Raw genomic sequence first — 25327 nt, 5'->3', positions numbered from 1 at the left:
GCTTCCGGCGTGATCACTACTTTAGCGGATTTCCCCCGCGGCGCCTAATCGGCGCCCGATCCGAATTTCGGACACGCCGAAATTCATCCCGTTCAGGGAGTCATGCAAGTAGTGGAGGTTGTCGCCCCGTCGTCCTCGCGGACTCCGTGGCAACTCGGAGAACTCTACACGAGGTTCAGGGGTGCTTGCGCCGCCCCTTGGACGCCCGGCCCGCCGGGTTGCCCGTGCGGGTCGTGCGGAGGCGTTCGTGGCGGGCGCGGGCCCGGTCGTACTCGGCGCGGTGGAGCTTCTCGCCCGGGGCCTCCACGAGGCTGCGGCAGAAGTGGGCGAGCAGGGTGCCCAGGAAGCCGATCATCATGATGCTCTGCATCGAGCGTTCGGCCGCCGCGTCCACCGGGGCCTCCGGGCGGCGTACGAACCGCTCCCATGTACGACGGAAGGCAAGGGCGCTACAGACGGCGAAGGCCACGACGACCATCGCGTTGATCAGGCCGCCCACCTTGGCGATGGCCAGGCCCTCGTATCCCAGACGCAGGACGAACGCGCCCGCTGCCGCCGCGGCCAGGGAGCCCACGGCGACCCCGACCCGGCGCAGTGCGTAGCCGCCGTCATGGTCGACCCAGGTCGTACCGAAGAACCTGATGGATTCGGGCTGGGGGCCGGCCGTCTCGTGCTCACCGCTCATACGTCGATTATGGGCATGCGTCGATTACGGGCATGCCGGGTCGGCGGTCAAGACGGTTGGGGCGGTCAGCCCGAGCAGGCGACCGCCACGTAGCCACTGCTGCCCGTCTTCACATACGCGTCGGACACGTACTGGCCCGGGGCGATGCAGTCCCAGACGTCCGTGGTGCCGCACGGGCCGGAGACGGTCTCGCCTCGGGTCTGGCAGCGGATGGAGACGCTGGAGCCCTGCGGGAGGACCTTGACGAGTTCGCTGTCGGAGCTGGGGCCCCGGCGGACATTGACCTGATGACCAGGAGCGATCGGGTAGTACGCCATGGTGCTCTCCCCCGTGAGGTGAATGACATGTGCAGGCTAGCAACGCACGGCTGCGCCTCCCCGGTACCCCTTGCCCCATCGATTAGGCTCCGCAAGCCGCCGAAAGCGGTCGAATCACACGGGTGACACGGGGGTGGGGCATGCCGCCGCTGCGCAGTACGGGGAGCGGTCCGGAAGCGGACGATCCGCAATACGCGGGTCGGTACCGGCTGGAAGGGCGCCTCGGCTCGGGTGGCATGGGCGTGGTGCACCTCGCGCGCTCGCCGTCGGGGCTGCGCATCGCCGTCAAGGTGGTGCACGCCGAATACGCGGTGGACCCCGAGTTCAGGGCGCGGTTCCGGCAGGAGGTCGCGGCGGCGCGACGGGTGAGCGGTGCGTTCACCGCGTCCGTCGTGGACGCCGATCCCAATGGCGAACGGCCGTGGATGGCCACCCTCTACATCCCCGGGCCGACGCTGTCCGAGCAGGTGAAGCGGAACGGGCCGCTGAGCCCGGACGAGGTGCGGCGGCTGGCGGCCGGGCTCGCGGAGGCGCTGCGCGACATCCACCGGGCGGGCGTGGTGCACCGGGATCTCAAGCCCAGCAATGTGCTGCTCGCCGAGGACGGTCCGAAGGTCATCGACTTCGGGATCTCGCGCCCCTACGACAGCGAGCTGCGCACCGAGACCGGCAAGCTGATCGGTACACCGCCCTTCATGGCCCCGGAGCAGTTCCAGCGGCCGCGTGAGGTGGGGCCGGCGGCGGATGTGTTCGCGTTGGCGTCGTTGCTGGTGCACGCGGCGACGGGACGGGGGCCGTTCGAGTCGGAGAGTCCGTACATCGTCGCGTACCAGGTCGTGCACGACGAGCCCGATCTGGAGGGTGTGCCGGACGATCTCGTACCGCTGATCCGGGCCTGTCTCGCGAAGGAGCCGACGGACCGGCCGACGCCCGACGCGATCATGGCCATGCTGCCGACGCCGGAGCCCGGGCCGGTGACGACGTCGCCGGTGTCCGCGCGCGTAACCGGCCTCGGGCCCGTCCCGGAGGCCGGTTCCCTCTCTCCTCCTTCTCCAGCCTCCTCTTCTTCGGCCTCCTCTTCTACGGATTCCGCGGACGGCGGCTCCCGCACCCGGTCCCGTCGGCTTCTGTCGCTCCGCCGGGCCGCCGTTGCCACCGTGGCCGCCGCCACGCTGATAGCGGGCGGCGCCTGGGTGATGGAGGAGGTGGAGGGCCTCGGCAAGCAGCCGTCGCCCAGCCGCCCCACCCCGGCGGGCTCCTCCTGGCGCCCGTGGGAGACGTCCGTACTCGCCGACCCCGCCGGGAACGGTGAGGTGCGGGCCGGGTTCTGTACGTTCGCGGACGGTGCCCTGTACTGCGCGGGGCGGGGCGTGCACGCGGCCCGTATAGACGCCGCGTCCGGCAAGGTCGCGTGGCGGCGGGCGGCCCCGGGCGGCGACCGGCCCGGACCCGGTGTGAGCGGGGCGCGGGCGCCGAGGGTGTCCGGTGGGCTGGTGCACGCGCTGTCGCCGGACAAGCGGGAGCTGTCCGCGCTCGACCCGGCCACGGGTGAGCCGCGCTGGACGCGCGATGTGTCCGCGTACGACGGACGCGTTTATTACGCGGGCGACGCCGTACTGCTGGTCGCCGGGGACGGTGTGATCACGGCGGTCGACGGGGCGACGAACCGGGAGCGGTGGCGGCATGCGCTACCCGGTGGGATCAAGCCCGTCTTCTCCTTCTACGGGCGTGACGCCATCGGCGTCGCTCTCGCGCCCGACGGGCGGCACACGTACGTCGTCGGTGTCGACCCGGTGCGCGGTACGACGCTGTGGCGGTGGACGGCGGACGGTGCGCTGACGGCCGTCGGCACCGGGCCGAACGGCAGCGTTTATCTCAGCGAGGCCAACGTACGGACGCAGGTTTCCACCCTCGTCCGCTACGCCCCGGGGATCGGGCGGGAGCGGCGGATACCGCTCCGTACGCCCCTGGACGCGACGAGCGTCATCGCGAAGGGCGACGTGGTGTACGTCCTGTCGTCGGACGGCGGGCTGACGGCGGTCGGCACGGCGGAGCTGCCCGGGCGGCCCGCGGGTGAGCTGTGGCGGATGGAGACGTCCGTCGCCAACGCGTCGGCGCTGGTCGCCGATGGCGACGGGCGCCGGCTGTACCTCTCCGCCGCCGACGGACGGCTGCTGGCCGTGGACACCGGGCAGGGGACGCTGCTCGGGCAGACGTCGCCACGGTTGGCGCGGGCGGGGCGCGGGGTTCTGGAGTTGCTTCCGGAGCCGGTGGTGGCGGACGGGAAGGTGTTTGGCGCCGCGCCGGACGGGACGGTGTTCGCGGTGAGTGAGCGGAACCCGGCGGGGTGGCGGTAGGGCGACACCCCGCCGGAGCGGGCGAAGACAGGACGGGCCGGTGGACCCGGCCCCGTCTCTTATCCCAGCTTGCTGACGTCCCTCACCGCGCCCTTGTCCGCGCTCGTCGCCATCGCCGCGTAGGCGCGCAGGGCCGCCGAGACCTTGCGGTCGCGGTTCTTCGGCGCGTACGTGCCGCCGAGGGCCTCGCGGCGGGCCGTCAGCTCGTCCTCCGGCACGAGGAGTTCGATCGAGCGGGACGGGATGTCGATGCGGATGCGGTCGCCGTCGTGGACGAGGGCGATCGTGCCGCCCGAGGCGGCCTCGGGCGAGGCGTGGCCGATCGACAGCCCCGACGTACCGCCGGAGAAGCGGCCGTCCGTCACCAGGGCGCAGGCCTTGCCGAGGCCGCGGCCCTTGAGGAAGGACGTCGGGTAGAGCATCTCCTGCATGCCGGGGCCGCCGCGCGGGCCCTCGTAGCGGATGACGACGACGTCGCCCTCCTTGATGCCCTTGGACAGGATCTTCTCGACGGCCTCCTCCTGCGACTCGCAGACGACGGCCGGGCCCTCGAAGGTCCAGATCGACTCGTCGACACCGGCCGTCTTCACGACACAGCCGTCGACCGCGAGGTTGCCCCTGAGGACCGCGAGGCCGCCGTCCTTGGAGTAGGCGTGCTCCGCGGAGCGGATGCAGCCGCCGGCCGCGTCCACGTCGAGGGACTCCCAGCGCTCGGACTGCGAGAAGGCGGTGGCGGAACGGACGCAACCGGGCGCGGCGTGCCACATCTCGACCGCCTCGGCGGACGGGGAGCCGCCGCGGACGTCCCAGGTCTTGAGCCACTCGGCCAGTGAGGGCGCGTGCACGGTGTGCACGTCCTCGTCGAGGAGGCCGCCGCGCCAGAGCTCGCCGAGGATGGCGGGGATGCCGCCGGCGCGGTGGACGTCCTCCATGTAGTACGTGCCGCCGGGGGCGACGTTCGGGGCGACCTTGGCCAGGCAGGGGACGCGGCGCGAGACGGCGTCGATGTCCTTGAGGTCGTAGTCGAGCCCGGCCTCCTGGGCGGCGGCGAGCAGGTGGAGGATCGTGTTGGTGGAGCCGCCCATGGCGATGTCGAGGGCCATGGCGTTCTCGAAGGCGGCGCGGGTGGCGATGTTGCGCGGCAGGACGGCCTCGTCGCCCTGGTCGTAGTAGCGCTTGGTGATCTCCACGACCGTGCGGCCGGCGTTCTCGTAGAGCGCCTTGCGGGCGGTGTGGGTGGCGAGCACGGAGCCGTTGCCCGGGAGGGAGAGGCCGATGGCCTCGGTGAGGCAGTTCATCGAGTTGGCGGTGAACATGCCGGAACACGAGCCGCAGGTCGGGCAGGCGTTCTCCTCGATGCGCAGGACGTCCTCGTCGGAGACGTTCTCGTTCACCGAGTCGACGATGGCGTTGATGAGGTCGAGCTTGCGGACCGTGCCGTCGACGAGCGTGGCCTGGCCGGCCTCCATGGGGCCGCCGGAGACGAAGACGACGGGGATGTTCAGACGCAGCGCGGCCATGAGCATGCCCGGGGTGATCTTGTCGCAGTTGGAGATGCAGATCAGGGCGTCGGCGCAGTGCGCCTCGACCATGTACTCGACGGAGTCGGCGATCAGGTCGCGGGAGGGCAGCGAGTAGAGCATGCCCGCGTGGCCCATGGCGATGCCGTCGTCGACGGCGATGGTGTTGAACTCGCGCGGGATGCCGCCCGCCGCCTTGATCGCGTCGGAGACGATCCGGCCGACCGGCTGGAGGTGGGTGTGGCCGGGCACGAACTCCGTGAAGCTGTTCGCCACCGCGATGATCGGCTTGCCGAAGTCCTCGCGCGCTACGCCCGCGGCCCGCAGAAGGGCTCGGGCGCCCGCCATGTTGCGGCCGTGGGTGACAGTGCGGGACCTCAGCTCGGGCATCCTGCTCACTCCTTGTGTCTCGGACGTCCGAGCCTACGCCGCTCGTCCGCGAAGCGGACAGGGTTTCCGGGATGCGAGATGCCCCACGTGACGCCTGCCAGGGGGCGTGACGCCCGTCAGAGTGCCGGGTCGCCCGTCATGTGGCGCTGGACCGCCGGGGCGGCCATCGCCACGACCTGGTCGAGGTCCGTGGACGCCATCGGTTCGATCTTGATGACGTGGCGCAGCATGATCACGCCCACCAGGTGCGCCGCGGCCAGCTCGGACCGCAGCTGTGCGTCGGGGGTCTCCAGTTCGGCTGCGATGCGGGACATCAGCCGGGTGTACACCAGATCACGGAAGACCGCGGCGGCTGCCTCGTTGGCCACGGCCGACCGCAGGATCGCGAGCAGCGGCTCGCGGGTGACCGGGTCCTCCCACAGTCCGAGGACGAAGCGGGTCAGCCGCTCCCCCGCGCTGTCCAGCGGGCCCTGGACGACGACCGCCTGGGCGTCGAGGGCGGGCGCGAAGGCCGTCTCGACGGCGGCGGCGAAGATCTGTTCCTTCGGGCCGAAGTAGTGGTGGACGAGCGCGGGGTCGACGCCGGCGCCCCTGGCTATGCCGCGGATGGACGCCTTGTCGTAACCGCGCTCGGCGAATTCGGCGCGGGCGGCGGTGAGGATGCGCTCGCGCGCGCCGGGGCCGTCGCCCGCGTCCGTACGGGCGGGACGCCCGCGGCGGCGCGGGGCGGCCGGGGGACGGTCCTGGTCCTCGGCCGGCTGGTCCCCGGCCGGCTGTTCCTCGGCCGGCTGTTCCTCGCTCGTCACGGTCTCGGCACCCCCGTCGGGGAGGCGAGGTGGAGGCGGGTGTACGCCAGGGCCTCGGCCAGGTCCGCTTCCCGCTCGGCGGCGGACATGGCCCGGCGGGTGTTGACCTCGATCACGATGTGCCCGTCGAACCCGCTCGTCGCCAGCCGCTCCAGCACCTCGGCGCAGGGCTGCTTGCCGCGCCCGGGGACGAGGTGCTCGTCCTTCGCGGAGCCGTTGCCGTCGGCGAGGTGGATGTGGGCGAGCCGGTCGCCCATCCGGTCGATCATCTCAAGGGCGTCCGTGCGGGCCGTCGACGTGTGCGACAGATCGACCGTGAAGTGGCGGTAGTCGTCCTTGGTGACGTCCCAGTCGGGCGCGTAGGCGAGCATCTCGCGGTCGCGGTAGCGCCAGGGGTACATGTTCTCGACGGCGAACCGGACGTCGGTCTCGCCCGCCATGCGCCACAGCCCCTGGACGAAGTCCCGCGCGTAGGAGCGCTGCCAGCGGAACGGCGGGTGGACGACGACGGTGCTCGCGCCCAGCTTCTCCGCCGCCGCGCGGGCGCGCTGGAGCTTGACCCACGGGTCGGTCGACCAGACGCGCTGGGTGATCAGCAGACAGGGGGCGTGGACGGCCAGGATGGGCACCTGGTGGTAGTCGGACAGGCGACGCAACGCGTCGATGTCCTGGCTGACCGGGTCGGTCCACACCATGACCTCGACACCGTCGTAACCCAGCCGGGCGGCGATCTCGAAGGCCGTCGCCGTCGACTCGGGGTAGACCGATGCCGTGGACAGCGCGACCTTCGCATCCGGAATGCGCACCACTGGCTCTGTCACGAGGGACAGCGTATGCCCGCCCCTCCGGCGGCGGGCAGGTGGTTCCGTACGACGAGTACGTCGGGTACGTCACGGTGGGGCGGACCGGGCCGCCCCACCGGGTGGACCGGGTGGTCCGCTCAGGCTGTGGGCTCAGGCCGTGGGCAAGTGGTCCAGCCGGCGCAGGATCACGCCCTCGCGCAGCGCCCACGGGCAGATCTCGACCTCCTCCACGCCGAACAGCTCCAGTGCCGCCTCCGCCACGAGCGCGCCCGCGAGCAGTTGCCGCGCGCGTCCTTCGGAGACGCCGGGAAGCCTGGTGCGCTGGCCGGAGTTCATCGTGGCCAGCCTGGGCACCCACTCCTCCAGGGCCTTCCGGCTGAGCGTGCGCTGGGTGTACAGCCCCTCGGTGGAGCGGGCCGCGCCCGCGATCCGGGCGAGCTGCTTGAAGGTCTTGGAGGTGGCGACGGCGTGGTCGGGCGGGCCGAGGCGGGCGAAGTCGCCGACGGTACGCGCGATCTCGGTGCGCACGTGGCGGCGGAGCGCCCGTACGTCCGAGGAGTCGGGCGGGTCGCCGGGGAGCCAGCCCTTGGTGAGGCGGCCGGCGCCGAGGGGGAGGGACGCTGCCGCGTCGGGCTCCTCGTCGAGGCCGAAGGCGATCTCCAGGGAGCCGCCGCCGATGTCGAGGACAAGGAGTTTTCCGGACGACCAGCCGAACCAGCGGCGGGTGGCGAGGAAGGTGAGCCGGGCCTCCTCCGCGCCGGTGAGGACGGGCAGCGTGACACCGGTCTCCCGCTGGACGCGGGTGAGGACGGCGTCGGCGTTGGAGGCCTCGCGGACGGCCGAGGTGGCGAAGGGGAGCACTTCCTCGACGCCCTTGTCCTCGGCGGCCTGGAGCGCCTCCTGGATCACGCCGATGAGCCGCTCTATCCCGGCGTCGGTGATCGCGCCGGAGTCGTCCAGCAGCTCGGCGAGGCGCAGCTCGGTCTTGTGGGAGTGGGCGGGCAGCGGGCGGGCACCGGGGTGCGCGTCGACCACCAGCAGGTGGACCGTATTCGAACCCACGTCGAGGACACCGAGTCTCATGGCCTGAACGCTACTGCGGTGGCCGAGGGCACTTAGGCTTGAGGGGTGGCGAAGACGAAGAAGGCCAAACCGGACAAAGAGCGGGAAAGAGCCTCCAGCAAGCAGGTCAACGGCTCCGGAAGCTCCGGAAGCTCCGGCAAGAAGAACAAGCTCGGGTCCAAAGTGGTGAAGGCCGCCAAGGCTGCCCCGGTGCCCGACGAGGTCGGGCTCGACTTCGCCCGTGCCTGGGTCGAGTTCCCCGACCCGGCCGACGACGAACAGGTCTTCCGCTGCGATCTGACCTGGCTGACCTCCCGCTGGACGTGCGTGTTCGGCGACGGCTGCCAGGGCATCCGGGAAGGACGCGCCGCCGACGGCTGCTGCACGCTGGGCGCGCACTTCTCGGACGAGGAGGACGAGCAGCGGGTCGCCGAGCACGTGGCGCGGCTCACGCCGGAGATGTGGCAGTTCCACGAGGTGGGCGCCGACTCCGGGTGGACGCAGGTGGACGAGGACGGGGAGCGGCAGACCCGGCGCTGGAAGGGCTCCTGCATCTTCCAGAACCGGCCCGGCTTCGCGGGCGGCGCGGGCTGCTCGCTGCACATCCTGGCGCTGCGGGAAGGCCGCGAGCCGCTGGAGACGAAGCCGGACGTGTGCTGGCAGCTGCCGGTGCGGCGTACGTACGACTGGCTCGACCGGCCGGACGACACGCAGGTGCTCCAGGTGTCGATCGGCGAGTACGACCGGCGGGGCTGGGGCGCGGGCGGGCACGACCTGCACTGGTGGTGCACGTCGGCGCGGTCGGCGCACGTGGGTGCGGATCCGGTGTACGTGTCGTACCGGGCGGAGCTGGTGGAGCTGATGGGTGAGCAGGGGTACGCGCGGCTGGTGAAGCTGTGCGAGGAGCGGATGGCTTCGCTGCTGCCTATGGCTCCGCATCCGGCGGACGACCGGGGCTAGCCGGGGGCTTCGCCCCGGCGCCAGTGCGTCGTCGGCCCCGGTGTGGGCGGTGGGGGTGTGGTCGACGGGTACGGCGTCGGGGTCGGGCGGGGGGTGCCGCAGCCTTCGATGGTGACGACCGTGCCGCCCGGGGCGATGGCCACGCGGGCGCTCCAGGGGCCCGTGGGCTCCCTGCCGTGGTCGACGAGCACCGTGACCGTCACGGACTGCCCTGGGCGCAGCACTCCCCCGGGCTGGCTCAGCCGTAGCCAGGGCGCCCCGGCGGACATCGACCAGCTGACCGGTTCGCCGCCGTCGGCGGTGAGCGTGATGAGCGTGGCCGTGCCGCTGGGCTGCGCCTCGACCGTCAGCCGGCCGGGTCCGGCGGGGCGGGCGGCCTGGGTATGTCGTGGTGCGGTGGCGGCCGGGGGTGTGGGGCCGGCGGACCGCGTGGCCGGGGCGGGGCTGCCGTCCGGGCCGAGGACGGCCACGGAGACGTCCGGGAAGCGGTGGCCGACGGGCCCCGGGGTGCCGCTGACGATGGGGGTACCTCCCAGCGATAGCTGGGGGAGGGTGGGGCCCGCCGGGGCGGTCGCCCCGTACGGATCCGCGTAGGCGCCCTCGTACAGGCCCTCGTGGGGGCTGCCGCCCAGGCTGTCGGTCTCGGTGGCGGACACCGGGGCGCCGCCCGTGCCCTCGCCGAGCGGGGTGCCCCGGTAGGCGGCCCACAGGGCGAGGATGGGCGCGGCGACGACCGTGGCGACGACGGTGGTGGTCACGGCCCGGCTGCGCAGCCTGCTGCGGCGGGCGGCGCGGTCCTTGGGGGTGAGGGGGAAGCCGCCGCGGTCGAAGCGCGGGGCGCCGGCGCGCTGCGCGCTCGCGCGCCGGCGTGGGGGGCGTGCGTCCAGGGCGCGGCGCATCGCGGCGTGCGCGGCGGCGCGGGGGGCGCGGAGGACGGGCAGGGCGGCGGCCGGGGACACGGCCGTACCGGGCCAGGGCTCGCCCGCGACGGCCCGCTCGGCGGTACGGCGGCAGTCGGCGCACTCGTCGACGTGGCGGACGAGCTCGCGCCGGAGCGCGGCGCCCAGCAGCACTTCCCGGTCGCCCACGAAGCGGGTGACCACCGGGCAGCGGCCCGACTCGACGACGGCGAGCGCGGTGCGGGTGCGCTCGACCTCGCAGGCGGCGCTGGAGAGCAGGACGCGCGCCGCGTCGAGGTCCAGGCGGAGCACGGCGGCGACCTCGTGGGGGGCGAGCCCGTGGCGTACGGCCAGTTCCAGGGCCTCGCGCTGCTCGGCGGTGGTGCCGGCGGCCTCGGGCCAGGCGAGCAGGGCCAGTTCCGCGCGGGCGCCCGCGTCGGGGGTGGGCGGCGGGTCGCCGGGGCCGCGCTCGGCGAGCCTGCGCAGGCACTCCCAGCGGGCGAGGGCGTACAGCCAGGCGCGGTGCGCCTCCGGGGCGGCGGGGGCACGGTCGGCGCGGCGCTCGGCGAGCGCCAGGGTCTCGCCGAGGGCGGCGACGGCGGACCCGTGGTCGCACAGCACGGACAGGCAGTAGGTGAACAGGCCGTCGAGGTGCGGGCTGTTCTCGAGGCCTTCCGCCTCGTCGCCGCCGTCGCTCTGTCCGGCGTACTCGATGTCCTCGGCGTACTCGATGTCCTCGGTGTGCCCGGTGTGCCCGGTGGTGCTCTCGACGACCTGGGGCTGGGCCGCGCGCGGCGCACTGCTGGGTGCGCGGTGCGCGCCGGTGGCATGCGTGGGGGGCTCGGGCCTGCTCGTCATCATCCCGGCGACGGTAGGCCGGTGCCGCGCCCTCGTCCGCCCTGCTCACAGAGGTTTAGCCCATACGGGTGACCCTCTCCCTCAAAGGGGGACAGGAGCCCTACATTCCGCCCCGATTGACCGAGCTCGGGACAGGGCGGTACGTACTGACGGACGAAGTCACGGCGGCGCTGTCAGTGGCCACCGCTACCGTGTTCCGCATGGCTGCCCGTACCTCTCGCTCGTCCGCCAAGGACCGGCCCTCCTACCGCTGCACCGAGTGCGGCTGGACCACCGCCAAGTGGCTCGGCCGCTGCCCCGAGTGCCAGGCGTGGGGCACCGTCGAGGAGTTCGGCGGCGCACCCGCCGTGCGGACGACCGCGCCCGGCAGGGTGACCACCGCCGCGGTGCCCATCGCCCAGGTCGACGGCCGTCAGGCCACCGCGCGCGGCACGGGCGTCCCCGAGCTGGACCGGGTGCTCGGCGGCGGTCTGGTGCCCGGCGCGGTGGTGCTGCTCGCGGGCGAGCCCGGCGTCGGCAAGTCGACCCTGCTGCTGGACGTGGCGGCGAAGGCGGCCTCCGAGGAGCACCGCACGCTCTATGTGACGGGTGAGGAGTCGGCGAGCCAGGTCCGGCTGCGCGCCGACCGCATCGGCGCGCTGTCCGATCATCTCTATCTCGCCGCCGAGACCGATCTGTCCGCCGTCCTCGGACATCTCGACTCGGTCAAGCCGTCGCTGCTGATCATGGACTCCGTCCAGACCGTGGCCTCCCCCGAGATCGACGGGGCGCCCGGTGGCATGGCCCAGGTCCGCGAGGTCGCCGGCGCCCTCATCCGGGCCTCCAAGGAGCGCGGCATGGCCACGCTCCTGGTCGGCCATGTCACCAAGGACGGCGCCATCGCGGGCCCCCGCCTGCTGGAGCACCTGGTCGACGTCGTCCTGTCCTTCGAGGGTGACCGGCACGCGCGGCTGCGGCTGGTGCGGGGCGTGAAGAACCGCTACGGCGCCACGGACGAGGTCGGCTGCTTCGAGCTGCACGACGAGGGCATCACCGGCCTCGCCGACCCCAGTGGTCTCTTCCTCACCCGGCGTGCCGAGCCCGTGCCGGGCACCTGTCTGACGGTGACGCTCGAGGGCCGCCGCCCGCTGGTGGCCGAGGTGCAGGCGCTGACCGTCGACTCCCAGATCCCCTCCCCGCGCCGTACGACCTCGGGCCTGGAGACCTCGCGCGTGTCGATGATGCTCGCCGTGCTGGAGCAGCGCGGCCGCATCAGCGCCCTCGGCAAGCGCGACATCTACAGCGCCACGGTCGGCGGTGTGAAGCTCTCCGAGCCCGCGGCCGACCTGGCCGTGGCGCTCGCCCTGGCCAGTGCCGCCAGCGACACCCCCCTGCCGAAGAATCTGGTGGCCATCGGCGAGGTGGGCCTGGCGGGCGAGGTCCGAAGGGTCACGGGCGTGCAGCGGCGGCTGGCCGAGGCCGCCCGGCTGGGCTTCACCCACGCCCTCGTGCCCGCCGATCCGGGCAAGGTGCCCAGCGGGATGAAGGTGCTGGAGGTCTCGGACATAGGCGAAGCCCTCCGAGTGCTGCCCAAGCGCCCCCGCCGGGAGCCTGCCCGGGAGGCGAGCCGGGAGCCGGGCAGGGAGGCGAGCCAGAGGACCACTCCCGAATAGGCTGGGCGCCAGTAGACTTTCCCTGGTCCCGCCCGCACGTACGCTCCGCCGCACACCACAGCGCGCGACGCGCACGGCGTGCACCACGGCGCGTACGCGACAGCAGGGCGGCCACGCGGCACCGTTGACCTTGCGACCGGAGGAGTGCAGTGGCAGCCAACGACCGGGCATCGGGCCCCGGCAAGTCCGGAGGCGCCTCCGGTGGCTCCGGGGTCGACGGGCTGATGCGCACGCTGAGCGCCGTCGCGCCCGGCACGGCCCTGCGTGACGGCCTGGAGCGCGTTCTCCGCGGCAACACCGGCGGGCTCATCGTCCTCGGCATGGACAAGACCGTCGAGTCGATGTGCACCGGCGGATTCGTCCTCGATGTGGAGTTCACGGCCACCCGCCTGCGCGAGCTGTGCAAGCTGGACGGCGCGCTGATCATCGACAAGGACGTCAGCAAGATCGTCCGGGCGGGCGTCCAGCTCTACCCCGACGCGTCGATCCCCACCGAGGAGACCGGCACCCGCCACCGCACCGCGCAGCGCGTCTCCATCCAGTCGGGCTTCCCCGTGGTCTCCGTCAGCCAGTCGATGCGGCTGATCGCCCTGTACGTGGGCGGGGAGCGCCGCGTCCTGGAGGAGTCCAACACGATCCTCTCCCGCGCCAACCAGGCACTGGCCACCCTGGAGCGCTACAAGCTCCGCCTGGACGAGGTGGCGGGCACCCTGTCCGCCCTGGAGATCGAGGACCTGGTCACCGTCCGGGACGTCACCGCCGTCTCCCAGCGGCTGGAGATGGTCCGCCGCATCGCCACGGAGATCGCGGAGTACGTGGTCGAGCTCGGCACCGACGGCCGGCTGCTCTCCCTCCAGCTCGACGAGCTGATCGCGGGCGTCGAGCCCGAACGGGAGCTGGTCGTGCGGGACTATGTCCCCGAGCCGACCGCCAAGCGCACCCGTACGGTCCCCGAGGCCCTCTCCGAGCTGGACTCCCTCTCCCACGCCGAGCTCCTCGAACTGCCCATCGTCGCCCGCGCCCTGGGCTACAGCGGCTCCCCCGAGACGCTGGACTCCGCCGTCTCGCCGCGCGGCTACCGGCTGCTGGCGAAGGTGCCCCGGCTGCCGGGCGCCATCATCGAGCGGCTCGTGGACCACTTCGGCGGGCTCCAGAAGCTTCTCGCCGCCAGCGTGGACGACCTCCAGACCGTGGACGGCGTGGGCGAGGCCCGGGCGCGTTCGGTGCGCGAGGGGCTCTCGCGGCTGGCGGAGTCGTCGATCCTGGAGCGGTACGTCTAGCTCCGCCGGTTCAGCGGGCCGGGTGAGCGGTCAGGTAGCTGCGGGCCCGCTGTGGCTGGGCGCGCAGCTCCCCGCGCCCCTTACGGGGCTCAGGCCTTCTCCAGGACGAACTCCGTGCGGTCGGCGACCCCGGCGATCTTCACCTCGACCCGGTAGGTCCCCGCCACCGCGGCCGAGGCGCCGGAGGGCGTGGCGCACTGCGGGGCGCTGCGCCTGCGGTCCCATTCCACGGTGCGCTTGGTCTCGCCGGAGCCCGGCACCTCGAAGAGCACCGCTCCCGTGCCCCGGGGGCAGTCGCCGGAGTTCCAGACGTGCTCCTCGCCCTTGTCGTCGGTGATGACGAACGTGGCGACGGTCGCCCCGAAGTTCACCTTGCAGGCGCTGCCGCCGGAGTTCTTCACGACGAGTTCGAACTTGGGCTTCTCGTCCGGTCGGTAGGAGTCCTTGACGCTGCGCACGCTCAGCCGCACCGAACCCGGCGTGCAGTCGGGCAGGCTCGACCCGGCCGCCACCGGCTTGCTGTCGCCGGTCACCGCCAGCCCGGGGCCGCCACCGAAGCCACCGGCCGCGCCGGCCGCACCATTCGCGCCGCCCGCGCCACCGGCCGCCCCGGAACCGCCGCCACCAGCACGGTCACCGGAGCCGCCGCCACCGCCGGTGGACCCGCCGCCGCCCGAATCGCCGCGTCCGCCCGGTCGTTGACCGATGTGCGGCCCCGATGGCGTCGGGCCGGGAGTGATCGTGGCGTCCGCCGACGGCGCCTGGCCGTTCTTGGCTCCCTCGCTCTGGTCGCCCTCGGAGCCGCCGCCGTCACCGCCCATGGCGAGGAACCAGATGACGGCCAGCACCAGAAGTCCGAGCATGCCAAGCGCAACTCCCCTCCGCCGCCAGTAGATGGAGGAAGGAAGCGGCCCGATCGGATTGCGCAGAGATCCCACGCGAAAACTCTACGAGAGATCGGCCGGGGGACCAGCCAGTACCCGCCGTAGGAGTGCCTGCTTTTCCCATCATCTGCCCGCAACCGGGACCGTGGTGACGGTCCGCCCGGTCATCGGCACGGTCCGCGAGCGTTCGTACGGCTCGCCGGACAGCTCGTCAGACGGTCTGCTCCCACTCGGTCTTGTGCCCGAACCCCCGGCCGTTGTCGACCAGCCGCAGCCAGTCCGGGCGCAGCTCCCACAGCCCGGTGCGCTCCATCGCCCGCCTCAGCCGGTCGCTCCGCTCCACGTACGGGAAGCGCGTGCTGTACGCGTGCCAGGCGGCCTCGCGGTCGGCGCCCTCCAGGAGGCGGCAGGTGCCACGGCCCTGGACGCCGGTGAGCGAGGTCCAGTCCTGTCCGTCGCGCTGCGCGGTGAAGGCGACACGGCCGTCGTCGGCGAGCAGGGCGCGGCCGTGACGGGTGGTGCTGGAGGTGACGAAGAGGAGCGACGGAACGGACTCACCGGACTCACCGATGGCCGCGTGCACCGCGTAGAGCACGGCGCACGCCTGCGGACCGTCCTCGTCCACGTAGGCCAGGGTCAGGGTCGTATGCGCGTCGAGAGCGTCCCTGATCTCGGCGGGGATCTCGGCGGGCGGTGTGAGCGGCGTGTGCGGACGGTCTGTCGGGTCGGTCATGGGATCAGCCTAGGAAGTGCGGGAAGTGGACGAAGTGGCGCGGGCGGGGCCGGTCGGCGGTGGTGGCGCTCACCCGATCGGGGCGGCCGGGGGCTCGCATGGCCGACGCGGGCCCCAGCCGTTTCGCCGCTCCGCCCGGGCGTGCCAGGATCGGAAGTGCCATGACTGCGATGCCTGCCACCACGCCTCAGACGTCCACCCTGTTGCACGCCCCGGTGATCGACTGGTTCACCGTGCACGCCCGTGATCTGCCCTGGCGCCGCCCGGAGGCCGGGCCGTGGGGGGTGATGGTCAGCGAGTTCATGCTCCAGCAGACCCCCGTGAGCCGGGTGCTGCCGGTGTACGAGCAGTGGCTGGCCCGCTGGCCGCGCCCGGCCGATCTGGCGGCCGAGCCGCCCGGCGAGGCGGTGCGTGCCTGGGGTCGGCTGGGTTATCCGCGCCGGGCGCTGCGGCTGCACGCCGCCGCCTCGGCTATCACCGAGCGGCACGGCGGCGAGGTGCCGAGCGATCACGCCAAGCTGCTGGCGCTGCCGGGCGTCGGCGAGTACACGGCGGCCGCCGTGGCGTCCTTCGCCTACGGGCAGCGCCACGCGGTCCTCGACACCAACGTCCGCCGGGTCTTCGCGCGGGCGGTGACCGGCACCCAGTACCCGCCGAACGCCACGACCGCCGCCGAGCGCCGGCTCGCCCGCGCCCTGCTGCCCGAGAAGGAGCCGGTGGCCGCCCGCTGGGCCGCCGCCACGATGGAGCTGGGCGCGCTGGTCTGCACGGCCCGTACGCCCTCCTGCGACAGTTGCCCGATCGCCGCCGAGTGCGCGTGGCTGGCCGCCGGGTCGCCCGCCCACGACGGGCCGCCGCGCCGGGGCCAGACGTACGCGGGCACCGACCGGCAGGTGCGCGGCAAACTGCTGGCGGTGCTGCGCGAGGCGATCGCGCCGGTGCCGCAGGCCGCGCTGGACGCGGTGTGGCACGAGCCGGTGCAGCGGGCGCGGGCGCTGGACGGGCTCGTGGCCGACGGGCTGGTCGAGCCGCTGGCGGACGGACGCTACCGGCTGCCGCTGACGTAACGGCCACGCGTACGGCTGTGCGCACAGCCGTCATACAGCGCTCACAAAGCCATCGTCGTGAGCCGCCCCCGCCTTGCTTCCGAAACGGACAGAGCCGGTCTTTCTTTGATCTATTCCTCCGGCTGTTACACAACCTATGGATAGCTGTGCACCAGCCGACGGGCTCTCGCACATCGCGCCGCAACAGCTCCTCCGTAGCGTCCTACCCGTGCTGGAGGACCACCAGCGTGGCGCGGGGAACGCGAGTGGATTGGAGGCTGCGGTTATGGCGGGCAGCAGCGGCAAGGTGCTGGACTTCGAGGAGTACGTGCGCAACCGTCAGGACGCCCTCCTGCGCAGTGCCCGGCGTCTCGTCCCGGACCCCATCGACGCGCAGGACCTCCTCCAGACCGCGCTGGTGCGCACCTACGGACGCTGGGACGGGATAGCGGACAAGTCGCTGGCCGACGCCTACCTCCGCCGCGTCATGATCAACACTCGTACGGAGTGGTGGCGCGCCCGCAAGCTCGACGAGGTGCCCACCGAGCAGCTCCCCGACGCCAGCGTCGAGGACGGCACCGAGCAGCACGCCGACCGCGCGCTGCTGATGGACATCCTCGGGGTCCTCGCGCCCAAGCAGCGCAGCGTCGTCGTGCTGCGACACTGGGAGCAGATGAGTACCGAGGAGACCGCGGAGGCGCTCGGTATGTCGACCGGGACGGTCAAGAGCACGCTGCACCGCGCGCTGGCCCGGCTGCGTCAGGAGCTGGAGAGCCGGGACCTGGACTTCCACGCCCTTGAGCGCGTCGATCGGGGGCAGGAACGGTGCGCCGCCTGAAGCGCGCGGCCGGCTTCGGGCCGGCCATGATCACCGGTGGAGCGGTCACTGCGATGGCCGCTGCCGCCGGTCTTCTGCTTGCCGGCTGCGGGACGAGCGGCGACGGGGTGCGCAAGGAGGGGCCGGCGCAGAACCAGCCCGCCGCGAAGGCCGCCTCGCGTACGCCCGCGGCGTCGACCGCGACCCCGGCCCAGAAGATCGACGCGATCAAGCTGATCAAGGCCGACCCCAAGGTCAGCGATCAGATCAAGAAGAACCTCAAGCCCTGCGTCAAGGACCAGTACCCGGTCGACGTCACCTACGGCCAGCTGACCGGAAGCGACCGTACCGATGTGGTGGTGAACGTGCTGACGTGCGGGGATTCCCTCGGCATCGGCTCGTATGTGTACCGTCCCAAGGGGGACTCGTACGAGAATGTGTTCACGGTCGAGCAGTCGCCCGTGTACGCGGACATCGACCGCCGGGATCTCACGATCACCAAGCAGGTCTACGGTCCGGGTGACGCGGTCTGCTGCCCCTCGGGGGTCGACGTCCTGACGTACCACTGGTCGGACGGCACGTTCCACGAGACCGGCCGCACCCACACCGACTACAACAAGGTCGGCAACACCGGCAAGGTGCCGAGTGAAGGATCGGAGGGCTGAGAGCGGCGTGGCCGATACGCATGTGCTTTTCGTCGAGGACGACGACGTCATCCGCGAGGCGACGCAGCTCGCTCTGGAGCGCGACGGCTTCATGGTGACGGCGGTGCCGGACGGACTGCTGGGGCTGGAGAGCTTCCGGGCCAAGCAGCCGGACATCGCCCTGCTCGATGTGATGGTTCCGGGCCTGGACGGGGTCAGCCTGTGCCGCCGGATCCGTGACGAGTCCACCGTCCCCGTGATCATGCTTTCGGCGCGTGCCGACTCCATCGACGTCGTGCTGGGCCTGGAGGCCGGCGCCGACGACTATGTGACCAAGCCCTTCGACGGCGCCGTGCTCGTCGCCCGCATCCGGGCCGTGCTGCGCCGCTTCGGGCACGCCAGCGGCGCCACCGGGGGCAACGGCGCGGCCGAGGAGCCCCAGGGCATCGAGGGCGGGGTGCTGCGCTTCGGCGACCTGGAGGTCGACACGGAGGGCATGGAGGTCCGCAAGGCGGGCACGCCCGTCGCCCTGACCCCCACCGAGATGCGGCTGCTGCTGGAGTTCTCCGCCTCGCCCGGCACGGTCCTCTCCCGCGACCGGCTGCTGGAGCGCGTGTGGGACTACGGCTGGGGCGGCGACACCCGGGTCGTGGACGTCCATGTGCAGCGGCTGCGCGGCAAGATCGGCCAGGACCGCATCGAGACGGTCCGTGGCTTCGGCTACAAGCTCCGGGGCTGAGGCCCCGGTGATCGTCCCGGCGGTCGTCCCGGCGGTCGTCCCGGCCGGCTCGTTCGTGTCGGAGAGCCCGGTCGTGTCAGGGTGAAGTCGTGGTGAAGCTCGCTCTCCGCAGTGGCCTGCGCTGGAAGGTCAGTCTGGCCATCGCCTGCGTCGGCGCGCTCGTCGCCGTCGCGCTCAGTCTCGTCGTCCACAACGCGGCCCGTGTCTCCATGCTCAACAGCAGCCGCGACCAGATGGACGACCGGGTCCAGATCGCGCAGCGCTACTACGAGTCCACCGGCGGCAAACGGATGCTGCGCGCCCAGGTCAACGACCCGGCGCTGCCCAAGCAGCTGCGCGAGGCCGCCGAGCTCGGGCTGCGCGCCACCTACCTCCAGGACAACGGCACCGGAGCACCCGAGGTGTGGGCCTCCACCCCGCTGCGCGACGGCAAGATCCTCTCGATCCACACCCGGTTCAAGGACCGCTACGACATCCTCAACGACCTCGACCGGGCCCTGATCATCGGCTCCGTCTCCGTCGTCCTCGGCGGCACGGCGCTGGGCATCCTCGTCGGCGGCCAGCTCTCCCGGCGGCTGCGCAAGGCCGCCACGGCCGCCCGCAAGCTCGCGGACGGGGAGTCGGACGTCCGCGTCCGCGACGCCATCGGCGGCCGGGTGCGCGACGAGACCGACGACCTCGCCCGGGCCGTCGACGGCATGGCCGAGGCGCTCCGCGACCGGCTGGAGGCCGAGCGCCGCGTCACCGCCGACATCGCCCACGAGCTGCGCACCCCGGTCACGGGTCTGCTCACCGCCGCGGAGCTGCTGCCGCCGGGCCGGCCCACCGAGCTCGTACGGGACCGGGCGCAGGCCATGCGCACGCTGGTCGAGGACGTCCTGGAGGTCGCCCGGCTGGACGGCTTCGCCGAGCGGGCGGAGATGCAGGACATCGAGCTGGGCGAGTTCGTCCAGCGCCGGGTGCGGGCGGCGGCCCCGGAGGCCGAGGTGAGCGTCCTGCGGACGGCGTACGTCTCCACCGACCCGCGCCGCCTGGAGCGCATCCTGGGCAATCTGCTGGCCAACGCCGCCAAGCACGGCAAGGGCCCGGTCGAGGTCACGGTGGAGGGCCGGGTGCTGCGCGTGCGCGACCACGGCCCCGGTTTCCCGGAGGAACTGCTGCGGGAGGGCCCGAGCCGCTTCCGTACGGGCAGCGAGGACCGCGCGGGCAAGGGCCACGGCCTGGGCCTGACGATCGCGGCCGGCCAGGCCAGGGTCCTCGGCGCCCGGCTGACCTTCCGCAACGCGGACCCGGTGGTCGAGGGCGGCAGCGGTGCGATCGCGGTGCTGTGGCTGCCGGAGTCGTCGCCGACGAGTACGAGCAGCTTTCCGGTGATCAGCGTCTGAACGACGCCGTACCGGGTTTCGGTCAGAGCGCGCCGCCGCGGGCGTCCATGAAGGCGGCCGGGTCGACGGCGGAGCCGTAGTCCGGGGTCGTACGGATCTCGAAGTGCAGGTGGGGGCCGCTGGAGTTGCCGGTGGAGCCCGACAGGCCGATGTCCTGGCCGGTCATGACCCGCTGGCCCACGGAAACCTTCACCGAGGACATGTGGGCGTACTGCGAGTACTGGCCGTCCGCGTGCTTGATCACGACGGCGTTGCCGTACGCGGGGCCGTCGCCGCCACCGTTGGGGCCGGCCTTGACGACCGTACCGGCGTGGACGGCCTTCACGGACGTACCGGAGTTCACGACCAGGTCCTGGCCGCTGTGGGTGTTGGCCCACATGCTGCCGGCCTTACCGAACGGCTGGCCGATCTGATAGCCGTCGACGGGGTGCACCCAGGCATTGGCGCGGCTGCGCGAGGCCTCGGCCTCCTTGCGGGCGTCCTCGGCCCGCTTCCGGGCCTCCTCGGCGCGCTTGGCCGTCTCCTGCTTCTCCGTCTCGGCCGCCTTCAGCTGCGTCTCGGCCTGCGCGTGCAGCGCGCCGCTCAGCGACGCGGCGGACTCGAAGGCGGGGAGGACACCGACCGAGGCGGAGGCGCCTGCCGCGAGCGCGACCCCGGAACCGAGCGCGACCGACGCTCCGAGCCCGGCTGCCACGAGAGCGGCGGTGCGGGCGCGGAAAGCGGTCTTGCTCGAGTTACGGAAAGCGGTGCGCTTCGGCTTCGGCATACGGGAAAACCTCCGAAAAAAGAACAGGTCCCGGCCGTCGGGGCCGGGATCGCCATTCCTTGGTAACCGGTGTTCGGTGGTGCTGACAAAGCGCGGCACTACTAGCGCGGGCCGTAATAGAGAAATGATCTTGGGCGTTGCGGGCGGGCCCCTCCGGGGGTGAATCGGGTGTTTCCTCCCGCGAGGGTTTCCACTAACCGGCTTAGTGGCGGCGAAACGGCCTGTGGGTCTTGTCACCGCGCCGGGACTTACAGCCCCATGGATTCCGGGACCAAAGTCCCGGCGGTGACGGTACGCTCCGGGTCAGCGCGCGCACACGGACTGTGCGGATGGGGAACGGAAGTGCCGGGGGGCATCACGATGAGCGACTTCGACGACATCGAACTGCCGGACGCGGTCCGGGCCATACGCGACGGCCTGACCGCCGCGGCGGCGGCCGGGGCCGGGGAGGACCTGACGTTCGACGTGGGCGAGATCGCCATGGAGTTCACGGTCGAGCTGCGCCGGGACGTGAAGGGCCGGGGCGGCGTGAAGGCCTGGGTCGTCGACGCGGGCACGGACGCGTCGCGGGGGTCCACGCGGACCCACAAGGTCGCCTTCAAGCTGACCCCGAAGGACCGCCGCACGGGCGAGGGCTGGAAGGTCGGCAACGACCGGCCGGCCGGGCTTTCCGGGTTCGGGCTCGCGGAAGAGCCGTGACCTCACCGGTCCGGTCGGTCGAGGACCGGTTGGTGGCGGTGCTGGGGGCGCGGCAGGGCAGCGGAGTGCTGCTGACGTCGCGGCTGGTGCTGACGGCGGCGCATGTCCTCACCGGTGATTCGACCGCCACGGTCGCGATACCCGGCAAGCGCGGAACGGCGTCCTGCAGGCTCGTCTGGGCCGGGGCCCCCGGGGACTGCGACGCCGCTCTGCTGTTCGCCGAGCACGACCTCGTGCCGACGGACAGCATGCCGCCGCTGCGCTACGGCACGCTCACCCGCGCCGGAGCCGTGCACAGGTGCCAGGTGCTCGGCTTCCCGCAGGTGCAGCGGTTCGCGGGGGACCAGCTCGAGGCTGTACAGGTCCTGTGCACCCTGATGCCCACATCGGGCCGGCTGCGCGAGCGCTACGTGTTGCACAGCGAGCACCACCCGCCACGCCCTCTTCGCGACGGGTCGCCGTGGGCGGGGCTGTCGGGAGGGCCTGTCTTCGCGGGACCCGTCCTCCTCGGCATGGCCATCGAGGACCGCGCGGGCTGGCAGCACTCTGCCATCGACGCCGTGCCGATCGAGAAGATCCTCCTGTCTCCGGGCTTCTCCTCCACCGCCGGTGTGCTCGGCCTGCGACCCGCGCTGGAGGTGCTCAGCCCGGAGAACCCCGCCGACTTCACCTACGAGGACCGGTACGCCAAAGCCGTCAAGGCCCGCTACAGCCGCATGGAGATCTTCGGCCTCGACGACCTGGGCGGCAATGAGAACAGCTGGGACCTGGACACGGCCTATCTGAGCCTGGAAGCGCTGGCTCCGGGGGTCGTCGACCGCCCCGACAGCGCGAACCTCCGCCCTGAGCCCCACCGGGTCGAGGAATTGCTGGGCTCACGGCCGCGTGCCGTCCTACGGGGCGAGGCCGGGGCCGGGAAGACCACGCTCGTGTGGTGGCTGGCCTCGCACGCCGCCTGCCGGACCCTTCCCAAGGAGCTGGCCGCCCTCAACGGCCTGATCCCCTTCGTCATCCCCATGCGCAGCCTCACCGCCCAGGGCGTCACCACACCCACCCCCGCCCAGCTGCCCGCCATCGCCCGGTTACAGGTGGACGAGGCGCCGGACGGCTGGGCCGGCCGCGTCCTGGAGGCGGGACGGGCCCTGCTGCTCGTCGACGGTCTGGACGAGCTCCCGAAGGCCGAGCGCGGCACCGCCCGCAGATGGCTCGCCGACCTGCTGCGGATGTACCCGGACACCCGCTGCCTGGTGACCGTGCGACCGCGCGCCGTGGACAACGCCTGGCTGGAGCCCGAAGGCTTCGAGGAGCTTCAGCTCCTGCCCATGAGCGACGGCGACATCCAGTCCTTCGTGGCCGCCTGGCACAAGGCCGCCCGCCTGGAATGCGACGGCTACGCCGACGGGCTGCGCGCCGAGCACGAACGCGCCCGCCTCACCGCCCTCGAACGCGACCTCGCCCAGGAGTTCCAGCGCAACGCCGGGCTGCGCGACCTGGCCCGTACTCCGCTGTTGTGCGCGGTGATCTGCGCCCTCCACCGGCGGCGCCAGGGCCTCCTCCCCCGCACCCGCTGGCACCTCTACGAGGCCGCGCTCGCCATGCTGCTGGGCAACCGCGACGCCCACCGCCGCGTCGGCAGCCCCGAGGGCATCGACCTCACGATCGAGGACAGCCGGCAACTGCTCCAGCGCATCGCCGTCTGGCTGGTGCGGAACGGCCGCGCCGAGCTCTCGCGAGAGCAGGCGGTGCGGCAGCTCGAACACGCGATGAAGGGCTTGCGCAGGGTCCGTGAGCAGGGCTCGGCGAAACAGGTCCTGACGCATCTCCTCAACCGCAGCGGTCTGCTACAGGAACGCACCACGGATTCCCTTCAGTTCATCCACCGCACCTTCCAGGACTACCTGGCGGCAAAGGAGTTCCAGGACAGCGATTCGCTGGATGAGCTGCTGGGGCACGCGGCGGAGGAGCAATGGCAGGACGTCATCCGGCTGGTCATCGGGCACTGCGGGCGTGGTGAGGTCCGGCGGGTGATCGCGGGGCTGATCGAGGCCGTCGAAGTGACCGACGGGCGGTGGGCCCGGTGGGCGCTGCGCACGCTGGCGGTGGAGTGCGCGATCAGTGCGGCGTATCTGGACGACGAACTGCACAAGGCGGTCTGGGACGGGCTCCGGGCACTCGGCCCGCCGACCACTCAGCGGGAGGCGGAACTCCTCTCGGCATTCGGTCCGGAGATCCTGCCGGTGCTGCCGGGGCCCGAAAGGCTGGCCATCGAGCCGGCACAGCACGTCGTGAAAGTACTCGGTTCGCTCGGGGACGCCGCGCTACCGCTCCTCAAGCGCTACGGCCAGCACGCGTCGGCGCGGGTCCGGGGCCAGGTGACGGACGCATGGAGACGCTTCGAGGCCCGCGCCTTCGTCGAACACGTCCTTACGGACATGCGACTGGACGACATCCGGCTCGTCGTCTCCTCGCCGGAAGAACTCGCCCAGCTCCCGGCTCTCGGCCCCATCGGCTCTCTGGACATCGTGGGCGGCCATACGGCGGACAACATCGGCCGGTCCCTTTCCGGCCGGCCCCTGGCAGGTCTGAGCCTCACCGAAAACCTCGTCGCATCGAATCTGAATTTCATCCGAGATCATCCGGAGATTCGCAACATGCGGATTACCGGCTGTTACAGGCTGTGCGACATGACAGCCCTGGCCGATTCGGGGATTCAGAATCTGACGCTGGAGGCAGAATATCTTTCGTTCGCTGCCCTGAACGTTCTCGCCGAGTTACCGGTCCTCGCATCCCTGCGGCTGTTCGGCCTGCCGTCCGACAGTGGCGGAAGAATTCCTCCGCTGTCTCCGGAGATTTCCACCCTCAGCCTCTCTCATCAAAGGGATCCTGTGCGGCTCGACGGCATCTCGGCTCTGGCAAGCCTCCGGTCCTTGCACATCGAGGCGGATCTGTCGTCCCCGGCGGAGCTCGACAAGCTGGCGGAGCTGCACCGGCTGCACACCCTCGAACTCCGTATCAAGGCGGCCGAGGACCTCGTGAAAGCGAAGCCGCTCCGCCAGGTGCGCTCACTCGGCCTGACACTCACCGAAAAGCTCAGGGTGGCTGCCGGACTGTTCCGGGCGTTTCCCGAACTCGACGAGCTCCACCTCAGGCCCGCCGTCCCGGGCCTCATGGAACTGGACGTCTCCGATCAGCTCGCATCTCGCGTCGCGCTGGAGGTGTGGACGAGCGAACAACAGCAGTTGAAAGTGATCGGCGCCGAGCGCCTCGGCGACCGTCTCACCATCAGGAGCAGCCACCGCGCCTGACCCCTACTCCCCCACCGCCAGCTTCACCCCGAACCCCACGATCGCCGTCCCCGTGACCCGGTCCATCACCCGCCGGGCCGCCGGCCTCCGCAGCCAGTCCCTGAGCACCCGGGCGAAGCCCACCAGGACGAAGGACCACACCAGAGCCAGCACCACATGCACCGACGCGAGCGCCAGCCCCATCAGGAAGTGCGGCGCCGACGCCGGTATGAACTGCGGCAGGACGGCGACGTAGAAGACGCCCATCTTCGGGTTGAGCAGGTTGGTGACCAGCCCCTGCCGCCAGCCGACGGCGAAGCCGCCCGGGGCGGCGGGCTCCGGCCGCTCGTCCGCCATCGCCGCGGAACGGCCGCGCGCCTCCCACAGCATCCGCGCGCCCATCCACAGCAGGTATGCCGCCCCGGCCCAGCGCAGCGTCTCGTAGGCCAGGCGGGAGGCCGCCAGGAGGGCCGTCACGCCGGCCGAGGTGAGGGCGCCCCAGCACAGGGTGCCGGTCTGGATGCCGAGGACGACGCCCCACGCGCGGCGGTGCTCGCCGCGGGCGGCGGTGCGCAGGATGAGGGCGGTGTCGAGGCCCGGGGTGATGGTGAGGAGCCCTACGACCAGGGCGAAGGACCACAGAGCAGCTGTAACGGCCATGGACCGTGAGCCTAACCAGACGATGATCAGACCGGCTATGGTCTGCGGCCGCGATATCCGGTATCGGGCAGGGCAAGGCAC

At 72.2% G+C, this 25327-nt stretch carries 22 protein-coding genes; 11 read left to right on the top strand and 11 right to left on the bottom strand.

Annotation, left to right across the window (positions count from 1 at the left end; all coding sequences use genetic code 11):
- Positions 1–175: 175 nt before the first annotated feature.
- Complete coding sequence (locus AB0E98_RS30640; RefSeq protein WP_361708948.1) at positions 176–685, bottom strand: hypothetical protein; 510 nt, start codon at positions 683–685, stop codon at positions 176–178.
- A 65-nt stretch (positions 686–750) separates the two neighbouring features.
- Positions 751–1002, bottom strand: coding sequence for an SH3 domain-containing protein (locus AB0E98_RS30635; RefSeq protein ID WP_311614991.1), 252 nt, complete (start codon positions 1000–1002; stop codon positions 751–753).
- Between the two features lie 140 nt (positions 1003–1142).
- Here AB0E98_RS30635 and AB0E98_RS30630 point away from each other — a divergent pair, with 140 nt between their 5' ends.
- Positions 1143–3359, top strand: a complete 2217-nt coding sequence (locus AB0E98_RS30630; RefSeq protein ID WP_361708963.1) for a serine/threonine-protein kinase — start codon at positions 1143–1145, stop codon at positions 3357–3359.
- 59 nt (positions 3360–3418) lie between these two features.
- Here AB0E98_RS30630 and ilvD read toward each other — a convergent pair whose 3' ends face one another.
- The 4 genes from ilvD to AB0E98_RS30610 form a co-directional block, all read right to left on the bottom strand.
- Positions 3419–5269 (bottom strand): dihydroxy-acid dehydratase, encoded by a 1851-nt coding sequence (ilvD, locus tag AB0E98_RS30625; RefSeq protein WP_361708946.1) that lies wholly within the window; start codon positions 5267–5269, stop codon positions 3419–3421.
- A 116-nt stretch (positions 5270–5385) separates the two neighbouring features.
- A complete protein-coding gene (locus AB0E98_RS30620; protein WP_361708943.1) occupies positions 5386–6075 on the bottom strand; it encodes a TetR family transcriptional regulator in 690 nt (229 codons plus the stop codon).
- On the bottom strand, positions 6072–6896 hold the full coding sequence (locus AB0E98_RS30615) for a sugar phosphate isomerase/epimerase (RefSeq protein WP_361708940.1): 825 nt from the start codon (positions 6894–6896) through the stop codon (positions 6072–6074). Before AB0E98_RS30615 ends, AB0E98_RS30620 begins: the two co-directional genes overlap by 4 nt.
- Before the next feature lie 132 nt (positions 6897–7028).
- Positions 7029–7961, bottom strand: a complete 933-nt coding sequence (locus tag AB0E98_RS30610; protein ID WP_361708939.1) for a Ppx/GppA phosphatase family protein — start codon at positions 7959–7961, stop codon at positions 7029–7031.
- Positions 7962–8006: 45 nt separating this feature from the next.
- Between AB0E98_RS30610 and AB0E98_RS30605 the strand changes: the two genes are divergently transcribed.
- Complete coding sequence (locus tag AB0E98_RS30605) at positions 8007–8900, top strand: hypothetical protein (RefSeq protein ID WP_361708937.1); 894 nt, start codon at positions 8007–8009, stop codon at positions 8898–8900.
- Here AB0E98_RS30605 and AB0E98_RS30600 read toward each other — a convergent pair.
- Positions 8897–10660, bottom strand: coding sequence for a sigma-70 family RNA polymerase sigma factor (locus AB0E98_RS30600; RefSeq protein ID WP_361708934.1), 1764 nt, complete (start codon positions 10658–10660; stop codon positions 8897–8899). The genes AB0E98_RS30605 and AB0E98_RS30600 overlap by 4 nt on opposite strands.
- 197 nt (positions 10661–10857) lie before the next feature.
- On the opposite strand from AB0E98_RS30600, the gene radA reads away from it, so the two are divergent.
- Together radA and disA are read left to right on the top strand one after the other, a co-directional pair.
- A complete protein-coding gene (gene radA, locus AB0E98_RS30595; protein WP_361708931.1) occupies positions 10858–12309 on the top strand; it encodes a DNA repair protein RadA in 1452 nt (483 codons plus the stop codon).
- Between the two features lie 149 nt (positions 12310–12458).
- Entirely contained in the window at positions 12459–13589 is a 1131-nt protein-coding gene (disA, locus tag AB0E98_RS30590) for a DNA integrity scanning diadenylate cyclase DisA (protein WP_361708929.1), read from the top strand.
- 89 nt (positions 13590–13678) lie between these two features.
- Here the strand turns inward: disA and AB0E98_RS30585 are convergent, their stop codons facing one another.
- Positions 13679–14452: a hypothetical protein gene (locus tag AB0E98_RS30585; protein ID WP_361708926.1), complete on the bottom strand. Its 774-nt coding sequence runs from the start codon at positions 14450–14452 to the stop codon at positions 13679–13681.
- A 232-nt stretch (positions 14453–14684) separates the two neighbouring features.
- Positions 14685–15206 carry a pyridoxamine 5'-phosphate oxidase family protein gene (locus tag AB0E98_RS30580; RefSeq protein ID WP_361708923.1) on the bottom strand — a complete coding sequence of 174 codons (522 nt, stop codon included), beginning with the start codon at positions 15204–15206 and terminating at the stop codon, positions 14685–14687.
- 161 nt (positions 15207–15367) lie between these two features.
- Between AB0E98_RS30580 and AB0E98_RS30575 the strand changes: the two genes are divergently transcribed.
- The 5 genes from AB0E98_RS30575 (at position 15368) to cseC (ending at position 19837) form a co-directional block, all read left to right on the top strand.
- Positions 15368–16273, top strand: a complete 906-nt coding sequence (locus AB0E98_RS30575) for an A/G-specific adenine glycosylase (RefSeq protein ID WP_361708921.1) — start codon at positions 15368–15370, stop codon at positions 16271–16273.
- A gap of 265 nt (positions 16274–16538) precedes the next feature.
- Positions 16539–17090, top strand: a complete 552-nt coding sequence (locus tag AB0E98_RS30570) for a SigE family RNA polymerase sigma factor (RefSeq protein ID WP_126915368.1) — start codon at positions 16539–16541, stop codon at positions 17088–17090.
- Positions 17078–17734, top strand: coding sequence for a hypothetical protein (locus AB0E98_RS30565; RefSeq protein WP_361708919.1), 657 nt, complete (start codon positions 17078–17080; stop codon positions 17732–17734). The genes AB0E98_RS30570 and AB0E98_RS30565 overlap by 13 nt, the downstream gene beginning before the upstream one ends.
- A gap of 7 nt (positions 17735–17741) precedes the next feature.
- Positions 17742–18452, top strand: coding sequence for a two-component system response regulator CseB (gene cseB / locus AB0E98_RS30560; protein ID WP_361708916.1), 711 nt, complete (start codon positions 17742–17744; stop codon positions 18450–18452).
- 89 nt (positions 18453–18541) lie between these two features.
- The gene (cseC, locus tag AB0E98_RS30555; RefSeq protein WP_361708914.1) at positions 18542–19837 is read left to right on the top strand and encodes a two-component system sensor histidine kinase CseC; all 1296 of its coding nucleotides are present in this window, start codon (positions 18542–18544) and stop codon (positions 19835–19837) included.
- A 22-nt stretch (positions 19838–19859) separates the two neighbouring features.
- Here cseC and AB0E98_RS30550 read toward each other — a convergent pair whose 3' ends face one another.
- Positions 19860–20603 (bottom strand): peptidoglycan DD-metalloendopeptidase family protein, encoded by a 744-nt coding sequence (locus AB0E98_RS30550; RefSeq protein ID WP_361708912.1) that lies wholly within the window; start codon positions 20601–20603, stop codon positions 19860–19862.
- Positions 20604–20963: 360 nt separating this feature from the next.
- On the opposite strand from AB0E98_RS30550, the gene AB0E98_RS30545 reads away from it, so the two are divergent.
- Together AB0E98_RS30545 and AB0E98_RS30540 are read left to right on the top strand one after the other, a co-directional pair.
- Complete coding sequence (locus AB0E98_RS30545) at positions 20964–21302, top strand: trypco2 family protein (protein WP_361708909.1); 339 nt, start codon at positions 20964–20966, stop codon at positions 21300–21302.
- On the top strand, positions 21299–24607 hold the full coding sequence (locus tag AB0E98_RS30540) for an NACHT domain-containing protein (RefSeq protein WP_361708907.1): 3309 nt from the start codon (positions 21299–21301) through the stop codon (positions 24605–24607). The genes AB0E98_RS30545 and AB0E98_RS30540 overlap by 4 nt, the downstream gene beginning before the upstream one ends.
- Positions 24608–24610: 3 nt before the next feature.
- Here the strand turns inward: AB0E98_RS30540 and AB0E98_RS30535 are convergent, their stop codons facing one another.
- Entirely contained in the window at positions 24611–25246 is a 636-nt protein-coding gene (locus AB0E98_RS30535; RefSeq protein WP_361708905.1) for a LysE family translocator, read from the bottom strand.
- Positions 25247–25327: the final 81 nt, after the last annotated feature.

It is taken from the genome of Streptomyces sp. NPDC037389, assembly GCF_040636475.1.
GTDB lineage: Bacteria > Actinomycetota > Actinomycetes > Streptomycetales > Streptomycetaceae > Streptomyces > Streptomyces hesseae.
This window is presented reverse-complemented; position numbering and strand designations above follow the sequence as displayed.

Excerpts from the sequence above, each read along its gene's own strand:
- AB0E98_RS30635 (WP_311614991.1), bottom strand. The coding sequence starts at position 1,002 with ATGGCGTACTACCCGATCGCTCCTGGTCATCAGGTCAATGTCCGCCGG.
- AB0E98_RS30640 (WP_361708948.1), bottom strand. The coding sequence starts at position 685 with ATGAGCGGTGAGCACGAGACGGCCGGCCCCCAGCCCGAATCCATCAGG.
- AB0E98_RS30570 (WP_126915368.1), top strand. The coding sequence starts at position 16,539 with ATGGCGGGCAGCAGCGGCAAGGTGCTGGACTTCGAGGAGTACGTGCGC.
- radA (WP_361708931.1), top strand. The coding sequence starts at position 10,858 with ATGGCTGCCCGTACCTCTCGCTCGTCCGCCAAGGACCGGCCCTCCTAC.
- AB0E98_RS30630 (WP_361708963.1), top strand. The coding sequence starts at position 1,143 with ATGCCGCCGCTGCGCAGTACGGGGAGCGGTCCGGAAGCGGACGATCCG.
- AB0E98_RS30610 (WP_361708939.1), bottom strand. The coding sequence starts at position 7,961 with ATGAGACTCGGTGTCCTCGACGTGGGTTCGAATACGGTCCACCTGCTG.
- ilvD (WP_361708946.1), bottom strand. The coding sequence starts at position 5,269 with ATGCCCGAGCTGAGGTCCCGCACTGTCACCCACGGCCGCAACATGGCG.
- AB0E98_RS30575 (WP_361708921.1), top strand. The coding sequence starts at position 15,368 with ATGACTGCGATGCCTGCCACCACGCCTCAGACGTCCACCCTGTTGCAC.
- AB0E98_RS30585 (WP_361708926.1), bottom strand. The coding sequence starts at position 14,452 with ATGCTCGGACTTCTGGTGCTGGCCGTCATCTGGTTCCTCGCCATGGGC.
- AB0E98_RS30535 (WP_361708905.1), bottom strand. The coding sequence starts at position 25,246 with ATGGCCGTTACAGCTGCTCTGTGGTCCTTCGCCCTGGTCGTAGGGCTC.
- AB0E98_RS30600 (WP_361708934.1), bottom strand. The coding sequence starts at position 10,660 with ATGATGACGAGCAGGCCCGAGCCCCCCACGCATGCCACCGGCGCGCAC.
- AB0E98_RS30580 (WP_361708923.1), bottom strand. The coding sequence starts at position 15,206 with ATGACCGACCCGACAGACCGTCCGCACACGCCGCTCACACCGCCCGCC.
- AB0E98_RS30550 (WP_361708912.1), bottom strand. The coding sequence starts at position 20,603 with ATGCCGAAGCCGAAGCGCACCGCTTTCCGTAACTCGAGCAAGACCGCT.
- AB0E98_RS30545 (WP_361708909.1), top strand. The coding sequence starts at position 20,964 with ATGAGCGACTTCGACGACATCGAACTGCCGGACGCGGTCCGGGCCATA.